The organism is Pedobacter vanadiisoli (assembly GCF_042684385.1).
Taxonomy (GTDB): Bacteria; Bacteroidota; Bacteroidia; order Sphingobacteriales; family Sphingobacteriaceae; genus Pedobacter; species Pedobacter vanadiisoli.
Window position 1 is genome coordinate 70,694 of the sequence record NZ_JBHULL010000044.1, and the last position, 21,038, is coordinate 91,731.

Below are 21,038 nucleotides of genomic sequence, written 5' to 3' on the forward strand. Positions count from 1 at the left end.
TTTATTAAAACTTAAGTTATGCTGAAAACAACCTATAGCGCATTTTTAATCTGCTTTTCGCTTCTTTCATCAATCAGTTACGGTCAGGTTACCGCTATACAAAACATTCAGGGCCGGAAAATCCAGAGCCTTAATGGTAAATGGAATTATATTATAGATCCTTACGAAAATGGGTATTACGATTACCGTCATGATCCGTTTGATCAATCGAAAACGGGAACAGGGGGGTATTTTGACGATAGGGTTCAGAAAGATAAATCGGAGCTGATCGAATACGATTTTGACCATTCACCCCAAATGAATGTTCCGGGAGATTGGAACTCGCAATCCGAAAAATTAGAACTTTACGAAGGCAATGTCTGGCTCCGCAAAAAGTTCGATGCCAAACCCGAAAAGGGGAAAAGGTATTTCGTATATTTCGGTGCGGTAAATTACGAAGCGCACGTTTACCTGAACGGTAAAAAATTAGGGGTGCACAAAGGTGGTTTTACCCCCTTCCAGTTCGAAGTAACCAATAACTTAAAAGCTGGCGAAAACTCCATTGTACTTAAAGTAGATAATATTCGCAAACAGGATGAAATTCCAACGGTAAACACTGATTGGTGGAATTACGGGGGCATTACGCGCGACGTTTTTTTAGCCGAATTTCCTGAGCATTTTATCAGCGATTATAAACTTCAACTGGTTAAAGGCAACAATAACCTGTTAAATTTTTCGGTAAAACTTGCAGATGCCACCGCCGGACAGGAAATAACGCTTTCTATTCCTGAGCTGAAGCTGGAAAAGAAATACAAAACAGATGGCGAGGGTAAAGTTGCAGATGAGTTTATCTGGAATAATTTAAGCCTGTGGTCGCCGGAAACGCCAAAATTATATGCCGTAAATATTAAAACCGATAAGGAAAATATTAACGATAAAATTGGTTTCAGAACCATCCGTGTTGAAGGCGATAGCATCCTGTTAAATGGTAAATCTGTTTTTTTAAGGGGAATATCGCTACATGATGAGAACCCTCTTTTGGCTGGCCGTTTACGTGGCGAGGGCGATATGCGCATGATGTTGCAATGGGCAAAAGACATGAACTGTAACTACGTTCGCCTGGCGCATTATCCGCACAACGAAGAAATGATTCGCCTTGCTGATGAAATGGGGTTATTGGTTTGGGCCGAAGTACCGGTTTACTGGACCATCAGCTGGACCAACCCGGCAACCTATGCCAATGCAAAACAGCAATTAACTGATTTAATTGTACGCGATAAAAACAGGGCAAGTGTAATAGTTTGGTCAATCGGCAATGAGACCCCGCTTAGCGATGCCCGTTTGAGTTTTATGAGCAACCTGGCCGAAACCGCCCGCTCACTGGATGATACCCGTTTGGTAGCCGCCGCTTTAGAGGTACACCGCGAAGGGAACAACATCATTTTAAACGATCCACTGGGCGAAAAAATTGACCTGGTTAGTTTTAATGAATATGCCGGCTGGTACTGGGGTGGCAATCCATCCGAAATTACCAAGTACAATTTCGACATCAAATATAAAAAACCAGTGGTGATTACCGAGTTTGGCGGCGATGCGCTGGGAGGTTTCCATGCTGATGAAAATACCCGCTGGAGTGAAGAGTACCAGGAAGCATTGTATAAAAACCAGATTACCATGCTCACCAAAATTGGCGCTTTACGCGGCATGACGCCATGGATCTTAACCGATTTCAGGTCGCCAAGAAGACAACACCCCATTTACCAGAATTTCTGGAACCGTAAAGGCTTAATCAGCGAAACAGGCAAGAAAAAGAAGGCTTTTTATGTGCTGAAAGACTTTTACGACCAAATGCAGCTTAAATACAAATAATGATGAACAGATTAAAGAAAATTAGTTTCGCTTCGAAAGTCGTGATTCCGGTGGCGCTGTTAGCCATTTCCTGTGCCAAATACAAAAGCACCAGTATCGATCCCGGAACGGTAACACCAACGCAATCAACAGCAGAAGTTACGTTAAAAAGTATGCCTTTCCCTATGGGCGCTGCTGTTAATGTAAGTCTGTTAAAAAGCAATACTAATTACCGCAATCTGGTTATTAAAGAGTTTAATAGTGTTACGGCAGAAAATGCCATGAAATTTGCATCCGTACATCCGTCAAAAGATACCTACACCTGGAGCGATGCCGATTACCTGGTTGATTTTGCCGTAGCCAATGGCAAAAGAGTACATGGCCACACGTTGAACTGGTATAAATCATTACCAGATTGGGTAAATAATTTCCAGGGTACCACGGCCGAATGGGAAAATCTCTTAAAAACCCATATCCAAACCGTTGTAGGGCATTTTAAAGGTAAAGTAGCCTCATGGGATGTGGTAAACGAAGCCGTTAACGAAGATGGCACCATGCGGCCAAGCATCTGGTTACAAAAATTAGGTGTCGATTATATTGGCAGGGCATTTCAATACGCACATGAAGCCGATCCAAACGCGCTACTGTTTTACAATGATTATGGTCACGAATTTGGCCCTACCAAACGTACCGCAATCCTGAACCTGGTTACAGATTTGAAAAATAAGGGCATTCCCATTGATGGTATCGGCCTCCAGATGCATACCCGCGTTACGCAGAGCGATGCCAATCTAAGTGCCGCTATTACTACAGCAGCGGCAACAGGTTTAAAAATCCACATTTCAGAGATCGATATTTCTTTAAATCCTGATAACCTGCAATCCATGACCTATACCACTGCATTGGGCGAGCAACAGGCCGCAAAATATAAAACCATTGTTAAAGCCTATAATGCCATCCCTAAAAGTCAGCAATATGGCATTACGCAATGGAATGTTACCGATGCCGATAGCTGGATCCCATCAAATTATAACCGTCCTGATTGGCCATTGCCTTTTGATGCGCAATACCAGCGAAAGGCAGCTTATCAGGGAATTTTAGACGGCGTTAAATAAGGCGAACAGGAAAATTTTCCGTGGCCTCCGTGTCTCCGTGACAAAAAAAGGGATTTAGCCAAGGAGAAATAAACCACAACAACCTGGCGCCTTTGTGGTCAAAAAAAACATAGTAACACGAGCCCAATAAAGCGAATTGAAAAACTAAACGAATGTTAAAAGCGAAATCACTTTTTTTACTACTTATTGCAGCAACTACAGGCTTAACGGGTTTTGCCCAGGATGGTGGACGGAAAATTATCAGTTTAAACGATCAGTGGGAGTTTAACAAAGAGAACGGGCCGGTAGAGCGGGTAGATCTTCCTCATACCTGGAACGATAAAGATGTATTAGATGATGTGCCTGGTTATTACCGTGGCTTGGGCATTTATAAACGCAAACTAAAGCTCGATGAAAGCGTAAAAGGCAAAGCTGTATTTTTGGTTTTTAACGGTGTGGCGCAGGAAGCAGAAGTTTTGGTAAATGGCCGTTCTGCAGCCAAACACATCGGCAGTTACACCCGTTTTATCGTACCCATTTCTGCCTATCTCAATTATAAGGATGATGTAATCGAAGTAAGGGCCAATAACCGTTTCAACGAAGACATTCCCCCTTTAACGGCCGATTTCACTTTTTTTGGTGGTTTATACCGTAACGTAAGCTTATTAATAGCCAATCCGGTGCATTTTTCACAGAAAGACCATGGAAGCAGTGGTGTTTTTATCACTACGCCACAGGTTTCGGCTTTAACTGCAAATGTACAGGTTAAAAGCACTATTGATAACACTTTGGCTGTTGTACAAAAGGTACAGGTTACAACCACTATTTTTGATGCAAAAGGCAGTGTAGTTAACAAGCAAACCAGTGCGGTAACGATCAATAAAAACGAAAATAAAACGGTCATTCAGGACATTAAATCGGTTCAAAAGCCCGAATTATGGTCGCCGGAAAACCCTTACTTATACCGCGTGGTTACCCAAATTATAGATGTTAAAACCAAAGCTGTAATCGATCAGGTAGCTAATCCACTCGGTTTCCGCTGGTTTAGATTTGATGCCGAGCAAGGATTTTTCTTAAATGATAAACCCCTGAAAATCATCGGTGCAAGTCGTCATCAGGATTACGAAAACCGGGGTAATGCCACACCCGATGCGTTGCAGATCAGGGATATTGAGCTGCTTAAGGCCATGGGCGGGAATTTTTTAAGGGTAGCGCATTATCCGCATGATCCACAGATTTTAGAAGCCTGCGACCGCCTGGGCATTTTGGCCTCTGTAGAAATTCCGGTGGTAAATACCATTACCGAAACAGAAGCTTTTACAAGCAACTGTTTAAATATGCAAACGGAAATGATCAGGCAGCATTTCAACCACCCCAGTGTGATCATTTGGGCATACATGAACGAGATTTTGCTTCGCTTAAAGTTTTCGAATGATAAAGCCCGTCAGCAGGTTTATTTTACACACGTACGCGAGCTTGCACAAAAACTCGACAGTTTAACCCGTAAGCTGGACCCATCACGTTATACCCTTTTGGTTAACCACGGCGCCTGGGATATTTATAATAAAGTAGGTTTAACTAAAATCCCAATGATTGTGGGCTGGAACCTGTATTCTGGCTGGTATTCGGGTATTCCGGAAGATTTCGGCAAATTTTTAGACCGCCACCATAAAGAGTTGCCCAATACCCCCTTTATGGTAACCGAATACGGGGCTGATGCCGATCCGAGGATCCGGTCTTTTTCGCCCATCCGTTTCGATAAAAGTGTAGAGTATGGCCTCAAATTTAACCAGGTATATTTAAATGCCATGCTGAGCCGGCCTTTTGTAGCGGGCGGAATAGCCTGGAACCTGGCCGACTTTAACTCCGAAACACGCGAAGAAACGATGCCGCACATCAACAATAAAGGTTTGTTAATGATTGGGCGGCAACCAAAAGATACGTATTTCCTATATCAGGCTTATCTATTGGGCCAGCCTTACCTTAAAATTACCTCTGCGGCATGGCAAGACCGCACAGGTATAGCCGATTCAGCTGCTTTAACCAGCACCCAGCCAGTTCAAATCGCTACGAACTTAAAATCTGCCGAACTTTTCGTTAATGGTAAAAGTTTGGGTATAAAAGATGCTGTTGATCACCTGATCGACTGGCAGGTACCTTTTACCAACGGGAAAAATCAACTACGCGTGGTTTCGGGCGATCAGAACGATCAGGCAGAGATTTATTTCCAGCTGCAGCCTTTTACCTTTAACGATAACCGGGTTCCTTTTAAAAACATCAACATCCTTTTAGGAGCCAAACGCTTTTATATCGACGAGAAAGAACATCAGGTTTGGATACCCGGCCAAACTTATAAACCGGGTGCCTGGGGTTGGATAGGGGGCGAGCCTTACAAAGGAACCAATAACCGGATTACCTATGGCAGCGATAAAAATATTTTGGGTACCGGTAACGATCCGGTTTATCAAACGCAGCAGGTAAACATTAAACAGTTTAAATTCGATGTGCCTGATGGCGAGTACGACCTTGCACTTCATTTTGCCGAATTGGTTGGTGGCGAAACCAAAGAAGCCTTGGCTTACAATTTAGATAATAACCACAAAAAAGAGGTGGAGGAGCAACGTGTTTTTGATGTTTCCATTAATGGAACGGCATTTTTGCCCAAACTAAACCTGGCCGCAGATTTTGGTTATACCACAGCAGTGAAGAAAACCACCCGGATTACCGTACAAAATGGAAAAGGCATTTCGATTGATTTTAAACCCATAGCCGGTAAACCCGTGTTAAATGCCATTCAGCTTAGAAAAATCTATTAATCCATAAAATAATGAACCCTTTTTTATCGATTGACGTTTAAAAATTTAATATCCATCCCACATGTTAAAGCAAATTGCCCGTATATCTTTATTCATTACGCTCTTCACCGGTCAGTTGTTGTTTGCGCAGCAATCAGTTCGTTTAAATAACAATTGGGAATTTTTAAAGCAGGATTTGGGCGGAATCTGGGAAGCCGTTCGCCCTGTTGGTATGGGCAATCCGGAGGCGGTACCCCTTTGGCAGAAAGTAAGTTTGCCACATTGTGTAAATGCAGAAGATGCGGTCGATCCTGATGTAAACTATTACCAGGGGCCGGCCTGGTACCGTACACAACTTAACATCTCTAACCCCTATCAAAACGGCAGAACGATCCTGCATTTTGAAGGTGCAGGGCAAAAAACAGAGGTTTATGTGTATACCACCAAAGTGGCTACGCATGTTGGAGGCTACGACGAATGGAAGGTTGATATTACCGATGCGGTAACTGCTTTTAAAAAGACCGATGTTTATCAGAAACAGTTTAAAGGCAAGGTTCCGGTCTCAGTAAGGACTGATAATTCCAGAGACCTCGAAATGATCCCTTCCAACCTGTCTGATTTTAATGTTTACGGCGGTATTTACCGCTACCTTAACCTGGTTTACACACCGCCGCTTTCAGTTGATCAGCTATTTGCAAAAGCAGAGGTAGATGGGCAGGGCAAATTGGGTAAGTTAAGTGTTAAAGCCAGGTTTTATAATCCCGGTCATGTTGGCAGTGCAGGTATTAAATTAAAATTGGTTGCGCCGAATGGCAAAGTTGTAAAGGAAACAGATAAAAAAATAGAAATTTCCAATGATTTAACACTCTGGGATATCGAAATTAAAAAGCCTGTTTTATGGAGTACTGATGAGCCACTGCAGTATACCTTGCAATATGAAGTAACCGCCACAGCAGGCAATTACAAAGGAGAAGAAAAAATCGGTTTCCGTCATATCGAATTTGTAGAGAAAGGACCTTTTAAGCTGAACGGAAAACGTTTATTGTTGCGTGGCACACACCGCCATGAAGATCATGCAGGTGTGGCAGCAGCCATGACTGAGGGGATGATCCGCCAGGAAATGCAGATGATGAAAGATATGGGGGTTAATTTTATCCGTTTGGGCCATTACCAGCAATCGCGCATTGTATTAAACCTTTGCGATAGCTTGGGGATTGTGGTCTGGGAAGAAATCCCCTGGTGCCGTGGCGGTTTAGGTGGCGATATTTACAAACAACAGGCCAAAAGAATGCTCACCAATATGGTAGAGCAACACTATAACCATCCGGCCATTATTATCTGGGGCATGGGCAACGAAAACGACTGGCCGGGCGATTTTCCTGAATTTGATAAGGAAAAAATCAGGGCTTTTATGAAAGAACTGAACGACCTTTCACACCAGCTCGATCCATCCCGTTACACAGCCATCCGCCGTTGCGATTTTTGCAGCGATATTGTAGACGTGTATTCGCCTTCCATTTGGGCCGGTTGGTACCGTGGTGCTTATACTGATTATAAAAAAGCTTCGGAAGACGAGTTTGCCAAGGTGAAACGTTTTTTACATGTAGAGTGGGGTGGCGATAGTCATGCACTGCGTCATTCCGAAAATCCTGATAAAGCCTTAAGTAAAATAAAGACCGGAGGCAGTGCCGATGAAAGGGCTGGCGATGCCTCGTTATACGGTGGTGCCGCCAGGGTTTCCAAAGATGGCGACTGGAGCGAATCCTACATCACCAACTTAATCGACTGGCATTTAAAAGAACAGGAAAATATGCCCTGGTTAAGTGGAACTGCCTACTGGCCCTTTAAAGATTTTTCTACGCCTGTACGTCCTGATAACCCTGTGCCCTACGTCAATCAGAAAGGGGTAGTAGAGCGCGATTTCACCAAAAAAGAAGCCTATTATGTTTTCCAATCCTACTGGACAGAAAAACCGATGGCACACATTTACGGGCATACCTGGCCGGTACGCTGGGGTAATGAAGGAGAGCAAAAAATGGTTAAGGTTTATTCGAACTGTAGCGAAGCAGAGATCTTCTTAAATGGTAAAAGCTATGGCATCAAAAAACGCAACAGCCAGGATTTTCCTGCTGCCGGCCTGCGCTGGAACCTGCCTTTCGCTAAAGGCGAAAATACGGTAAAAGTCATTGCCAAAAAAGGTAAAGAGACGGTCACTGATGAAATTAATTTTACTTATCAGACCGAAAAATGGACCAAACCGGCTGCATTGGTGTTGAAGAAAATCGAACAGCAAGGTGATGTGGCCACCGTTGAAGTGAAGCTTTTTGATGAGCAAGGCCGGTTATGTTCAGATGCCATCAACTGGATAACATTTGGTTTAACTGGCGATGGTAAATTAATTGATAATCAGGGAACTTCTTCAGGGTCACGGAAAGTACAGGCTTATAATGGCAGGGCCATAATCAAGGTGAAATTAAACCAGGGGCAGAGTGTGGTAGCCGTACATGCCGAAGGATTGAAAACTGTTTTTACAACATTATAATCGTTAACCCATGAAAAAACTTATCCCATATACGTTCATCGCACTGCTCTTTTTCACCGGAACGGTATATGCCTCCCAAAAGCCAGATCCGAAAGGAACTGAATTCGAAAAAAAGGCGGCGGCACTGCTAAAAAAGCAGATCCTGGCCGAGGCTGCCTGGGCCATGCAACAAAAGCCAATAACGGTAACCGCTTCATCTTCCGCACGAAGTGCAGGCGGGAAACATGATTTTTTCTCCGAAGCCGATTATTTCTGGCCCGATCCTCAAAACCCTAACGGACCCTACATCAACAGGGACGGATTAACCAATCCCGATAACTTTCTTGACCACCGTAAAGCCATGGTGCGTTTCAGCAAGATTATCGGCGCTTTGGCTTCTGCCTATAAAATTACCGGCGATGAAAAATATGTTCGGGTAGCAGTTAAACATTTTCAGGCCTGGTTTATCAATGCCGAAACGTTAATGAACCCCAACCTGCTTTTTGCGCAGGCCGTAAAAGGTAAATTTACCGGCCGTAATTATGGCATTATCGATACCATTCATTTAATGGAAGTGGCGCAAGGTGCTTATGTGATGCAAAAAGCTAAAGCTTTTGACCCAAATACGGCCAGGGGTGTTAAAAAATGGTTTGCCGATTACACCTTATGGTTAAATACGAGTAAACCGGGCATCCAGGAGAAAACCGTCAAAAACAACCATGCTACCTGTTGGGCCATGCAGGTGGCCTCATTTGCCAAACTTTGTGGCGACGAAAATATGCTCGATTCCTTACGTAACCGTTATAAAACCATTTTGCTGCCCAGCCAGATGGAAACTGACGGCAGTTTTCCGTTGGAAATGGCCAGAACAAAGCCTTATGGTTATTCAATCTTTAACCTCGATGCCATGACCATGCTCTGCCAAATCCTGTCAAGCCCAAAAGATAACCTTTGGAACTTTGAAACTGCCGATGGCAAGTCAATCAAAAAAGGAATCAATTACCTGTATCCATTTATCGCTGATAAAAGCAAGTGGACCTTAAAGCCTGATGTGATGTACTGGAATAACTGGCCGGTTGCACAACCTTTTTTATTGTTTGGTGCGGTAGAGTTTAATCAGTCCAGCTGGTACCAAACCTGGGCAAAATTAGACCACCAGCCACAGGTAGAAGAAGTCATCAGGAATTTACCCATCCGCAACCCATTAATCTGGTTATAATATGAAGCTAAAATTAATAATAACAGCCTTAAGTATATTGTCTTTCAGTACGGTAAAGGCACAACAGGTAAATGTGGCCAGGGCTTTTGCATCGGCCGCTCAACAAACCGAGGTATTGATCAAAAATGTAGATTCGGCAAGAAAAATTAAACCTAACCTGGTTTCGCCGCGTACTGTTGAAAACGGACAGTTTAAAATGGTGGCCTCAAAAGACTGGACCAGTGGATTTTTCCCGGCAGAGCTTTGGTATTTCTATCAATATACTAAAGATAAAAAATGGCTCAACCTGGCTAAAAAATATACCGAAGACATTAAAAAAGAGCAGTTTAACAGAGGAACGCACGATCTGGGTTTTATGATTTACTGCCCCTTCGGTAACGGATACCGCTTAACCGGCGATACTGCTTATAAAACCGTCATTATACAGGCAGCAAAATCACTCTCCACCAGGTTTAATGCCACGGCAGGTGTAATCAAATCGTGGGACCACAATGGCGATAAATGGAAATACCCTGTAATTATCGATAACATGATGAATCTTGAACTCCTGTTCGAAACCACCCGCTTAACCGGCGATTCATCTTTTTATAAAATTGCGGTAAAACATGCCAATACCACCATGAAAAACCATTTCAGGCCCGATTACAGTTCTTATCATGTGGTCGATTACGATACTTTAACCGGTAATGTGCGCCAGAAAGTAACCGCACAGGGTTATGCAAGCGAATCGGCCTGGGCAAGGGGGCAGGCCTGGGCGTTATATGGGTATACCATGTGTTACCGCGAAACTAAAAATAAAGCATATCTGGCTCAGGCCGATGGTATTGCAAGCTTTATCTTAAACAATAAAATTACCCCGGCCGATGGGATCCCTTACTGGGATTACAACGATCCAAAAATCCCCGATGCCTCAAGAGATGCCTCTGCAGCATCCATTACGGCTTCTGCACTTTACGAACTGGCAAAATACAGTAGCCATGGTCAAAAATATAAAGCTGCGGCCAACAAGATCTTAAATTCGCTCAGTACCAACTATACCAGTAAAATTGGTACAAACTACGGCTTCATCTTAGAACATAGCACCGGGCACCGTCCGGCGAAATCCGAAATCGATGTGCCCATCAATTATGCTGATTATTATTACCTGGAAGCTTTACTTAGAAGTAAAAAGTAAAAGTGCAGCCCGGGAAGCAAATACGCGTCCCGGTGGCAAAAATTAAATCAATACCTCATCATGAAACGAAGTTTAAGCATTCTGTTCATTTTGGCCACGGCATTTAATGTGTCGGCCCAGAAGAAAAAAACGATAAAGCCCCTGCAGCCTTATACTGTTGCCAATAAAAAGGTAACGGTTTACACCACGGCAGAAAAATCGGCCTACCGCATCAGTAAAACCGAAACCTTAAGTTTTACTGAAAATAAGCAACCATTTGAAACCGAGCCCTGTATTTTTGTAGATCCCACCATCACCTATCAAACCATAGTGGGTATTGGGGGTGCCTTAACCGATGCTTCGGCAGAAACATTTGCAAAGTTATCAAAGAAAAACCAGCAGGAGCTTTTAACAGCTTATTATAACCGTGACAAAGGTATCGGCTATACTTTGGCACGCACCAATATTGCCAGTTGCGATTTTTCCAGTGGAAGTTATTCCTATGTGCAGGAACACGATCAAGATCTTAAAACTTTCAGCGTAGCGCACGATGAGCAATATAAAATTCCGTTAATTAAACAGGCCATTGCGGCATCAGGCGGCAAACTGCCTTTGTTTGTAAGCCCGTGGTCGCCACCGGCATGGATGAAAGATAACAACAGTTTAATCCAGGGCGGACATTTATTGCCTGCCTACCGCCAAAGCTGGGCCAACCACTATGTAAAATTCATTAAAACTTACGAAGCAATGGGGATTCCGGTTTGGGGCTTAAGTGTGCAGAACGAGCCCATGGCCAAACAGAAATGGGAATCGTGTGTGTTCACTGCCGAAGAGGAACGCGATTTTATCAAAAATTTCCTGGGCCCAACCTTACAAAAATCGGGGCTCGCATCAAAAAAACTAATTGCCTGGGATCATAACCGCGACCAGATTTTCCAAAGGGCCAGCACCATTTTAAACGATAAAGATGCTGCTAAATATGTTTGGGGCATTGGCTTTCACTGGTACGAAACCTGGACAGGCAGTGGCATGCAGTTTGGCAATGTGAAGCAAACACACGAAGCTTATCCCGATAAAGCGCTCATTTTTACCGAAGGATGTAAAGAAAAATACGATGTAAATAAACTAGACGACTGGAGCTTGGGCGAGCGCTACGGCTACTCCATGATTAACGATTTTAATGCCGGAACGGCCGCATGGACAGACTGGAATATCCTGCTGGATGAAAAAGGTGGCCCCAATCATGTCGGTAACTTCTGTTTTGCGCCCGTACATGCCGATACGAAAAATGATAAATTGATTTATACCAATGCCTATTATTATATGGGACATTTTTCTAAATTTATCCGCCCGGGAGCCAAAAGAATAGGAACAGCATCCAGCCGCGATCAATTGCAGGCAACGGCATTTTTAAATGCAGATGGAAAGGTGGTTGTAGTGGTTATGAATCAATCTGATAATCAATTAAAATACAGTTTATGGGTAAAGGGCGAGGCTGCAACAACAACCAGTTTGCCGCACTCCATTACCACACTGGTAGTAGAATAAAATAAATAGAATAAAAAAATGTTAAAAGAAGTAGAAAGCTTATTTTCGCTAAAAAACAAGGTAGTGGCAGTTACCGGTGCCACGGGTGTTTTGGGCGAGGCTTTTATTAAGGGCTTGTGCGCCGCAGGTGCTACAATCGTTGTTATCGGGCGGAACGAAGAAATAGCTAAACAAAGGGTTGCCGAAGTGGCTGAGGCCGGCGGCAAAGCCATTTACATTATTGCCGATGTATTAAATGAAGAAGACCTGGTTGCAGCAAATGCCACCATTATTGAGGAATTTGGGCGGATTGATGGCTTGGTCAATGCTGCAGGCGGAAATGTGGCCGAAGCAGTAATCCAGCCAGGTAGCGATATTTTCGACCTCAATGTTCCGGCTTTAAAACAGGCTTTTGATTTAAACCTCTTCGGAACCATTATGCCCACGCAGATTTTTGGTGCAGCAATAGCCAAAAATGGGGGTAGTATTGTTAATATCTCGTCTGTTTCGGCTACGCAGGCGCTCACCCGCGTACTGGGTTATTCGCTGGCCAAAGCAGCTATTGATAGTTATACCAAATGGATGGCTGTTGAACTGGCCAACCGTTACCAGGATAAAATCAGGATGAATGCCATTGTGCCGGGCTTTTTTATCACCAACCAGAACCGGGCCTTATTAACCAACCAGGATGGTTCTTTAACAGCAAGGGGGCAGGCCATTATTGCCAAAACACCATTTAAACGGTTTGGTGCGCCTGAGGAATTAATTGGGGCTTTGGTGTATTTGTTAAGTGATGCCTCTAAATTTGTAAACGGAGAATCGGTTAAAGTAGATGGTGGATTTACGGCCTTCTCGGGCGTCTAAAAATTATCCATATTAGCATAATCAATTTGTACAATCATATATAATGAAATATAAAAAATTAGAACAAACCTGGCGTTGGTATGGCCCGAACGATCCGGTAAGCTTACAAGATGTTAAACAGGCAGGTGCAACCGGCATTGTAACGGCACTGCATCATATCCCACACGGCGAAGTATGGCCATTGCACGATATCCAGGAAAGAAAAGCCATTATAGAGGCTGCCGGTTTAACCTGGTCGGTAGTAGAAAGCGTTCCTGTACACGAAGCCATTAAAACCCGCCGGGCAGATGCCGGGCAGTACATCGAAAATTATAAAACCTCTCTGCGTAACCTGTCGGCATGCGGCATTAAGACGGTATGTTATAATTTTATGCCGGTTTTAGACTGGACACGCACACAACTCGACCTGGAAATGACCGATGGATCGAAAGCGCTTTATTTTAACTGGATCGACCTGGCCATTTTTGACCTTTATATCCTGAAGCGAGAAGGTGCAGAAGCCGATTATTCGCAATCGGTTCTGGATAGGGCCGTGGCTAAATATGCTACGCTAACCGAACAGGATTTAACTGATCTCCGCATTAATGTGCTCATGGGCATCCCGAATGAAAAGGAAATAGAACTGGAAACCTTGCGCAACAGCATTAACGAATACAAAGCCATCGGAACGCAGGGCTTAAAAGAAAACCTTAAATTTTTTCTTTTATCGATCGCTGAGGTTTGTACCGAAGAAGGCATTAAAATGACCATTCACCCAGACGATCCGCCTTATGCCATTTTAGGCTTGCCAAGGATAGCCAGCACACTAGAAGATTTTAATTATATCATCAAAGAAGTAGACCAGGCTTTTAATGGGGTTTGTTTCTGTACAGGCTCTTTAGGTGCGGGTATGGGCAATAATACCTTAGAAATTTTTAATGCAGTTAAAGAGCGTGTGTATTTTGCTCATTTGCGTAACGTTAAAAAAGATGAAGACGGCAGTTTTTACGAAGCAGACCATTTAGGTGGCGATGTGAACATGTACGAAATCATGAAAGCCCTATCCGAAGAAAATGCACTGCGCTATCAGTCCATTCCTTTCCGTCCTGATCATGGCCACCAAATGCTGGATGATTTAGCCAAAGTAACCAACCCGGGTTATTCAGCCATTGGCCGGTTAAGGGGCTTAGCCGAATTAAGAGGCTTAGAAATAGGGGTAACGGGAAATTACTAAACACTTTGGTTTTTGTTGCCCGGAGCGTAATATGTTTCCTGCGCCTAGTCATATTATGCTGAGCGTAGTTAATGTCATCCTGAGCGTAGCCGAAGGATATTTCCATAATTAATTTACCACAGATACGCACAAATAAACACTGGTTTATTTGTGCGTTTTTATTCACAGATTCATAGTTAATGAGAAAGGTTATCTTGCATTTCCTTTCTTATATGTTATCCTGAGCATAGTCGAAAGACCTTTCCATAGTTAATTTACCACAAACGCACACAGGTGGTTTATTGTGCACTTTTTCCTGTCGCTAACCGCTAAACACTCATCGCTAACCGACACAACCGATCCGGAATTTAACTCACCTCTACTTGTGGCTTGAAATTTGAGCCGCTTAACATTATGGAGAACAGTACAAATCAAACCAAAAAAATCTTAACCCCCTCAGTGGTACACGATGATTTACCGGAGGTTAAAAAGCCCGAGCATTTAAGGAAAGTGTCTGCAGATCAAGACAGTGCCCTGCCCGAAAATCCTGAACGAAATTACCATCATGATGAATTAAAGAGTGTAAGCGCTATCCGCGGGGAGATTAGGCAGGCGGATGACGATATCTGGAACGGGGAAGACGCTTAATCTTGTATTTAAGTCTGTTTTTTTGATTTGCTATTATGCCTGGTGCATAAGAGCGAACAAGCTTTTTTATACCTAAAAACCGGAGAGGTGCGGCTGATATCCATTTTAAGGGCTTCGTTCTTAAATACTTATTTAAAATGGAAAAATTACGTTCTAAATAGTTTGAAATATATTTTTACATATTAAATAGAACTTCTATATTTGCAGCTCATTAAAAAATGGGCCTCGGTAGCTCAGTTGGATAGAGCAACGGTTTTCTAAACCGTGGGTCAGGGGTTCGAATCCCTTCCGGGGTACAACCGCACTTTGAATATTTTAAAGTGCGGTTTTTTTATGTCAAAACTTTTTTTTAACACATCCCAGCCTTGTTTAAAATATTGCTGCTCTTGGTTCAGGCCAGTACGAGGGAATAACAGATGAGTTTAGAACTGTTTTTCGATAGCCCCTTTGACTTTAATTTATTTCGTGTGTGCCTCTCTTTATATATAAATTGGTTCGATTGGTGCAAAAATTAGCCATAATTACTTATAGCACCTTCTCCTGCTTTTAATTAATTACCAAATCAATAGTAAAAGATAGCATTTATATAATATTTTTTTATGCTAGTTCGCGAATAGTGTAATAAATTCCATAATGAGTACAGCAGACTTGTTGTCTGCTTTGGCGCTAAATGGATACCATTGAGCTAACAGATACGGTAAAAAGCATGCTGCAAAGTATAACTTACCCATCGTCAATTTTTTACTCGTTATTTATCAATAGATTTGAAAATTGTAATTCAATGGCAAAGGTATTGTAACGATAGCCGTACTTCAAGATAAATAAAGAACTATTGAATAAAACATGCATCACCGAACATATATAAAATTGAGATCTGTTAATGAATACCACCATTAAAACCTTAGTATACCTTTATGTTCTTCTTACTCCGGTTCTAGTTTTTTCACAAAGTCTGCTTAGTCTGAATGGTGAAATTACAGATACCGTAAAATCTCCGATTCTGCATAAAGATCAGCAAATTATTGTCAGGTTACCCAAGAGCTACGATAAGCATTCAGCTCCATGTCCGGTGGTTTACTACTTTGATGCCCAGTATGAAACCTTAAGAAACCTGGTATCTGCCAATGTAGATCGGTTGATGTGGACAAAAGATATCCCCGATGTAATTACGGTTGGAATTGTGCAATGGGACAGGGCGCACCTAAGTATCGAACGTGAAGGAGAGAAAGCAAAACTCTTTCTTAATTATATAGTTGATGAATTGATACCGTATATAAAACAGAAATATCAAACAGCAGATTACCGTGTTTTTATCGGTCATTCGCTTGGAGGCCAGTTTGTAACTTATGGCATGACACAATTCCCAAATCTATTTAATGGAGTAATTGCGATAAGCCCGGCATTGTTTTACCCAGAATCAGAAAAGTGGTTTAAAAACGCAACCCTGAAAGCGGTCGAAAATTTTAGGAAAAGCACATTATCGAAACCGATTCGTTTTTATTATTGTGTTGGAGATTCAGGATTTCAGGATAATCAATTCAAAACAGGTTCTTTCAATTTACAGGCTCTTTTTAAACAAAACTCCCAACAGAATTTTTTCTGGCATTTCGATTATCTCAACAGGTTTTCCCATAGTAATAGCCCCAATGCAGGTATCCCTATGGGTTGGGTCGATATCTTCAATGATTGGCACTTTCCGGAATTGACAGCTGTTGATATTCTTCTCCATAATAAAGGAAATGCCCTAAGAGCACTTTCAGAGCATAAACTGAAGATTAAAAACAGCTATGGGACCACCGATTTGCTTATCCCCAAACAGTTTTTTTGGCAGTCCGGAAAATACTGCCTTGAAAAAAGAAATGATGAAGATGCCGGAACCATCATCCAAAAATTTATCAAAAGAGACCCCAAAGATCCGATGCCCTACAGCATGATGGGCGATCTGCCGGGAAAACCAGCACAACTTTAACAAATCGATTGAATATTACGAAATGGCCCTGGCCAGGTTGGGAGAAGATGATGCAAAAAAGGAACAGGATTACATAAATAAAATCAAATCGCTCCGGGAAAAATTTTTAAAAAAATGATTTACCTGTAATAATTCCCGAAATATTATACACTGAAATTTCTGAAAGAATAAATAAAAAATAACCTGTATATGATGAACTATATTGTTAAATCTTTTTCATTGATTTTGTTAAGCCTTGGCTTTGCTAATTTATCTTTTGCACAAAAGTTTGAACAGCCTTTTGTTTCAAAAGATATTGATCACTTTTGGGCTGCGTATGACCGGATTGTGTTAACCAAAGACAGTACGGAACAATACAGGCTTTTAAAAGACCTCTATATCAATAAGGGAACAGAAGGATTAAAAAGCCTGATCGAGGTCCGTCACTACTCTGAAAAAGAATTTATGGGCTGGATATTGAAATATCCAAAATTCTGGAATTCCATAAGACCTAATACGTATAAAGTAAAAGATCTTTATCCCAAAATAAGCGCAAATATCCGTAAGCTGAAAAAAGCCTATCCCGAACTTAAGCCCGCAACGATCTATTTTGCTGTCGGGGCCTTCAGAACAGGTGGCACCACACAGGGAAATAAAGTACTCATCGGGAGTGAATTATCTTTGGCTGACCAAAATACAGTAACCGATGAACTACCGGATTGGAGAAAAGCTTTCTACCAAACACAGCACCCATATCAGGAACTTCCGCTGTTATGTACCCACGAATATGTGCATACTCAACAAAAGGAGTTGGTAGAAAACCTGCTTACCATGTGCTTATACGAAGGCGTTGCCGAGTTTATTTCCTGCAAGGTTACCGCTACAAAATCAAACACCCCTGCCATTGAATTTGGTAAGGCTAATGAAAAAAAGGTTATTGATAAATTTGTGTCCGACCTGTTTATCATCAGCAATAACTACAACTGGCTTTGGGGTGAAAACAGGAACGAGCTGAAAGTGAGAGATTTGGGGTATTACATCGGCTATGAGATCTGCGAACGTTATTACAATCTTTCAAAAAACAAGACAAAGGCCATAAAAGAACTCGTTGAACTTGATTATACCAATGAAAAAGAAGTGCAACGTATTGTTGATCTCACCAGGCTGTTACCGAAAACAGTGCAGGAACTCAATAATGATTACGAGAAGCAGAGACCAGCGGTAGTGAAGCTGGCTCCGTTTGAGAATGGCAGCCAGACTGTAAAACCCGGACTTACAAAAATTACGGTTCAATTTTCCGAACCGCTGGTAAAAAACAGGGCCGGTTTGGATTTTGGTCCGCTGGGAAAAGACTTTTGCCCTCAGATTAAACCAGAAAGATCCTTTAGTGAAGATGGCAGGTCGTGGACATTTGAAGCAGACCTGAAACCTGGCCAGCACTACCAGATAGTGGTCTCAAGCAACTTCAGAACGGAACATGGAATAAGACTAAAGCCCTATCTGATTGATTTTAAAACAACAGACTAAAAAGTTTCAAATACAAGTAATTATATAGTCAATAAGCTTTTAGAATTATAATTATACCTTGAGTCATAATAAAAAGAGTATTAAATAGTATTCCCATCTTTAAGACAAATTGCATTTTCAAACAAATGAAAATAAAACTTCAATTCATTTTGACCTTCATGATAACCTGTGGTTTAAATGCTCAAACTATTTCAGATAAGATTGACGGTATCAGAATTAGATATCAAATTCCTGCTTTAGAAATTGCTGTAATATCTTCTAATTCAATCTTAAAAATGAAGGCTTTTGGAACAAATAAAATTAATTCAATCGCCCAGCTGATAGATGATCATTACCACAGCAGCGGCCGTCATTAATAAAAATGTAAGTACACCGAGAATATTCGATTTGAGATTGTTTGTGAATTTTCCCATGATTTTTTTGTTGTTCGAGATCAGCAATATAAGGATAATTAATACCGGAGCAGTTAGACCATACAATACGGCCGAATAGATCAAAGCATCAATTGGCGATACCCCAATGTAGCTCATCGCCAGGCCGATGAGTAGCGAAAGGATAATAATGAGATAAAATGCCTTTGCCTCTTGAAACTTGTTGTCCAGTCCTTCTTTCCAGCCGAAAGTTTCACAGATAATGTAGGATAATGAACCACTTAAAACGGGTATGGCGAGCATTCCGGTTCCGATAACACCCAACGAAAAAAGCCAATATGCCTGTCTTCCTGCTAACGGACGCAGTGCTTCTGCGGCTTCTTCAACGGTATTGATCTGATGTATCCCTCCGTTAAATAAAACAGTTCCTGCGGTTAAGATGATGAACCACATAACCACGTTTGAAAAAAACATGCCGAGGTTAACATCCTGCTTCATCCCGTGAATGAGATTTTTGTTGACCATGAGATGGCTCTTGCGGTGCTTCATTTCCTCTACTTCCATGTTAGCCTGCCAAAAAAACAGGTAAGGAGAAATTGTAGTGCCCAGGAGGGCGACGAGTATCGTAATAAAGCTTTTATTAAACCTGATGGCTGGGATAAAGGTATGATATAGGATCGACCCGAAATCCTGCTTTACCAAAAAAGGTACAATCAGGTAGACCAGTAAGCCAATGCAGAGGTAACGAAGTATTTTTGCGATGTTCGCGTATGGAAGATAAATGATCAGTACGAGTAGCAGCCCCGTAAACAGTACAGAAAAAAAGGAGGAGAGGATGTTTGGAAATAAAAGGTTTGCAACGGCCCCCATGCCTGCTATATCTGCCCCGATATTCAGAACAATTGCAGGGAAGCTGAAGATCAGCATCATGTATACGATTGATTTGGGATAGTGCAATTTCAATGTGGTTGTGATTCCTGTTCCGGTAACTATTCCAATCCTGGCGCACATCTCCTGGATGGCCGCCATAAGCGGAAATGTAAGCAGGGCAGTCCAGAGTGTAAGCATACCGAACTGTGCTCCGGCCTGTGAGTAAGTTGCAATTCCGGAAGGGTCATCATCACTGGCACCGGTTACGATACCGGGGCCAAATGAATACCAAAATGATTTTTTACCTGCCATGGTGTTTAGAAGATTTATTGAGGCCTGCATTCCGATACATGGCCCTTGCCGCCCAGGTGGTGGTTTGGCGATAAAAACGGGATTCCAAGCTCGGCAGCACGCAAGATGAACATTGCTCCGAGAAAGAACACCAGCCACGGGACCAGTTTATTTGGCCTGAAGTGAATATATTTACCCAGGTAGATCCCTCCCAATGATATAAGCATCATTAACGGGGCAGTACCCAGGCCAAACAAGAACATAAAGCTCGCTGCTGCTCTTATGGAGTTTGAATTGAGGGCAGTGGCCATAGCGAGGTATACCATTCCACAGGGAATGAGGCCGTTTAGCATACCAGCAAAGAAACCCCATAACGGCCTGCCGTGTATCCGTCCCATTAATTTACTGATCGGCTGTATTAACATTTTTTGGAAGCCATCAAAATAGGGTAGGAATCGGCCGGAAAAATGCATGAGCGTAAAACCTATTAGCATAATACCTACAATAAAGCTTAAGGTCTCCTGGCTGGTAAATAGGGCTATACTGCTTCCTATGGCTCCAACCAGGCCCCCAAGGAGCGTATACACCAATATCCTGCCTGATTGGTAAAGCAATAATTGAACCGCAGACTTTAAATAGTTTTTACCGGGTGCCTGTAAGCCCAGCATTAGTGGTCCGCACATTACTGCACAGTGCAGGCTGCCGAGCAGGCCCATTAAAAAAGCAAGAGGTAGGTTACTCACAATAAAATTGTTTGGTTGTACAGATACTCTTTGTTATTACTGGTCCACCTGAGTTCAAGAAGCCACAAACCCCTCTGCATGTTTGTTGAATTTAGCCGGATGAACTTGCCCGATGTTTTTGCCCTGATCTGGAAATCATCTTTTGCTGTTGAAGGGCGCTGGAGTTTCAATTCATACGCAGCACTATCTTTCAGTTCGATAATCAGCATTGATTTGCTGATGCTGATTGCCGGCTGTGCATTTTCTTCTTCAACATTTTGCTTGGCCTTGTACTGCTGGTCATAGTTGATCCCTTTTTGATAGTAATCTTCATCAACAAGTGCATCATTACCATGTGTGCTAAACATGTATATGACCATTGTAATAATAAACAGCATGAATGCGGTCATGCCTGTAACTATTTTTGCTCCCCAGTTCATAAAACTATTTTATTGTTACTGTCTTTAAT

The 21,038-nt window shown here is 42.3% G+C and carries 15 protein-coding genes and 1 tRNA gene; 13 read left to right on the forward strand and 3 right to left on the reverse strand.

Annotated elements, in window-relative coordinates; all coding sequences use genetic code 11:
- The first annotated feature begins 18 nt into the window (after positions 1 to 18).
- The 13 genes from ACFSR6_RS21605 (at position 19) to ACFSR6_RS21665 (ending at position 18,315) form a co-directional block, all read left to right on the forward strand.
- Complete coding sequence (locus ACFSR6_RS21605; RefSeq protein ID WP_379082877.1) at positions 19 to 1,848, forward strand: glycoside hydrolase family 2 protein; 1,830 nt, start codon at positions 19 to 21, stop codon at positions 1,846 to 1,848.
- Positions 1,848 to 2,942, forward strand: a complete 1,095-nt coding sequence (locus ACFSR6_RS21610; RefSeq protein ID WP_379082879.1) for an endo-1,4-beta-xylanase — start codon at positions 1,848 to 1,850, stop codon at positions 2,940 to 2,942. Before ACFSR6_RS21605 ends, ACFSR6_RS21610 begins: the two co-directional genes overlap by 1 nt.
- A gap of 152 nt (positions 2,943 to 3,094) precedes the next feature.
- Positions 3,095 to 5,737 carry a glycoside hydrolase family 2 TIM barrel-domain containing protein gene (locus ACFSR6_RS21615; RefSeq protein WP_379082881.1) on the forward strand — a complete coding sequence of 881 codons (2,643 nt, stop codon included), beginning with the start codon at positions 3,095 to 3,097 and terminating at the stop codon, positions 5,735 to 5,737.
- Between the two features lie 61 nt (positions 5,738 to 5,798).
- Positions 5,799 to 8,258 (forward strand): glycoside hydrolase family 2 TIM barrel-domain containing protein, encoded by a 2,460-nt coding sequence (locus ACFSR6_RS21620; protein ID WP_379082883.1) that lies wholly within the window; start codon positions 5,799 to 5,801, stop codon positions 8,256 to 8,258.
- Positions 8,259 to 8,268: 10 nt separating this feature from the next.
- Complete coding sequence (locus ACFSR6_RS21625) at positions 8,269 to 9,456, forward strand: alginate lyase family protein (protein ID WP_379082886.1); 1,188 nt, start codon at positions 8,269 to 8,271, stop codon at positions 9,454 to 9,456.
- Position 9,457: 1 nt separating this feature from the next.
- Positions 9,458 to 10,630 (forward strand): glycoside hydrolase family 88 protein, encoded by a 1,173-nt coding sequence (locus tag ACFSR6_RS21630; RefSeq protein WP_379082887.1) that lies wholly within the window; start codon positions 9,458 to 9,460, stop codon positions 10,628 to 10,630.
- Between the two features lie 60 nt (positions 10,631 to 10,690).
- A complete protein-coding gene (locus ACFSR6_RS21635; protein ID WP_379082890.1) occupies positions 10,691 to 12,157 on the forward strand; it encodes a glycoside hydrolase family 30 protein in 1,467 nt (488 codons plus the stop codon).
- An 18-nt stretch (positions 12,158 to 12,175) separates the two neighbouring features.
- Positions 12,176 to 13,000: an SDR family oxidoreductase gene (locus ACFSR6_RS21640; RefSeq protein ID WP_379082892.1), complete on the forward strand. Its 825-nt coding sequence runs from the start codon at positions 12,176 to 12,178 to the stop codon at positions 12,998 to 13,000.
- A gap of 43 nt (positions 13,001 to 13,043) precedes the next feature.
- Positions 13,044 to 14,213: a mannonate dehydratase gene (uxuA, locus tag ACFSR6_RS21645; RefSeq protein WP_379082895.1), complete on the forward strand. Its 1,170-nt coding sequence runs from the start codon at positions 13,044 to 13,046 to the stop codon at positions 14,211 to 14,213.
- A 393-nt stretch (positions 14,214 to 14,606) separates the two neighbouring features.
- The gene (locus ACFSR6_RS21650) at positions 14,607 to 14,840 is read left to right on the forward strand and encodes a hypothetical protein (protein ID WP_379082897.1); all 234 of its coding nucleotides are present in this window, start codon (positions 14,607 to 14,609) and stop codon (positions 14,838 to 14,840) included.
- 222 nt (positions 14,841 to 15,062) lie between these two features.
- Positions 15,063 to 15,136: transfer RNA gene (locus ACFSR6_RS21655), tRNA-Arg, on the forward strand.
- Between the two features lie 584 nt (positions 15,137 to 15,720).
- On the forward strand, positions 15,721 to 16,809 hold the full coding sequence (locus ACFSR6_RS21660; protein WP_379082900.1) for an alpha/beta hydrolase: 1,089 nt from the start codon (positions 15,721 to 15,723) through the stop codon (positions 16,807 to 16,809).
- Between the two features lie 189 nt (positions 16,810 to 16,998).
- The gene (locus ACFSR6_RS21665) at positions 16,999 to 18,315 is read left to right on the forward strand and encodes a DUF2268 domain-containing putative Zn-dependent protease (protein WP_379082903.1); all 1,317 of its coding nucleotides are present in this window, start codon (positions 16,999 to 17,001) and stop codon (positions 18,313 to 18,315) included.
- A 305-nt stretch (positions 18,316 to 18,620) separates the two neighbouring features.
- Here the strand turns inward: ACFSR6_RS21665 and ACFSR6_RS21670 are convergent, their stop codons facing one another.
- The 3 genes from ACFSR6_RS21670 to ACFSR6_RS21680 are packed head-to-tail and all read right to left on the reverse strand — an operon-like array spanning position 18,621 to position 21,009.
- The gene (locus ACFSR6_RS21670) at positions 18,621 to 19,868 is read right to left on the reverse strand and encodes an NRAMP family divalent metal transporter (RefSeq protein ID WP_379082905.1); all 1,248 of its coding nucleotides are present in this window, start codon (positions 19,866 to 19,868) and stop codon (positions 18,621 to 18,623) included.
- 14 nt (positions 19,869 to 19,882) lie between these two features.
- Positions 19,883 to 20,590: a sulfite exporter TauE/SafE family protein gene (locus ACFSR6_RS21675; RefSeq protein ID WP_379082907.1), complete on the reverse strand. Its 708-nt coding sequence runs from the start codon at positions 20,588 to 20,590 to the stop codon at positions 19,883 to 19,885.
- Positions 20,587 to 21,009, reverse strand: coding sequence for a FixH family protein (locus tag ACFSR6_RS21680; RefSeq protein ID WP_379082909.1), 423 nt, complete (start codon positions 21,007 to 21,009; stop codon positions 20,587 to 20,589). The genes ACFSR6_RS21675 and ACFSR6_RS21680 overlap by 4 nt, the downstream gene beginning before the upstream one ends.
- Positions 21,010 to 21,038: the final 29 nt, after the last annotated feature.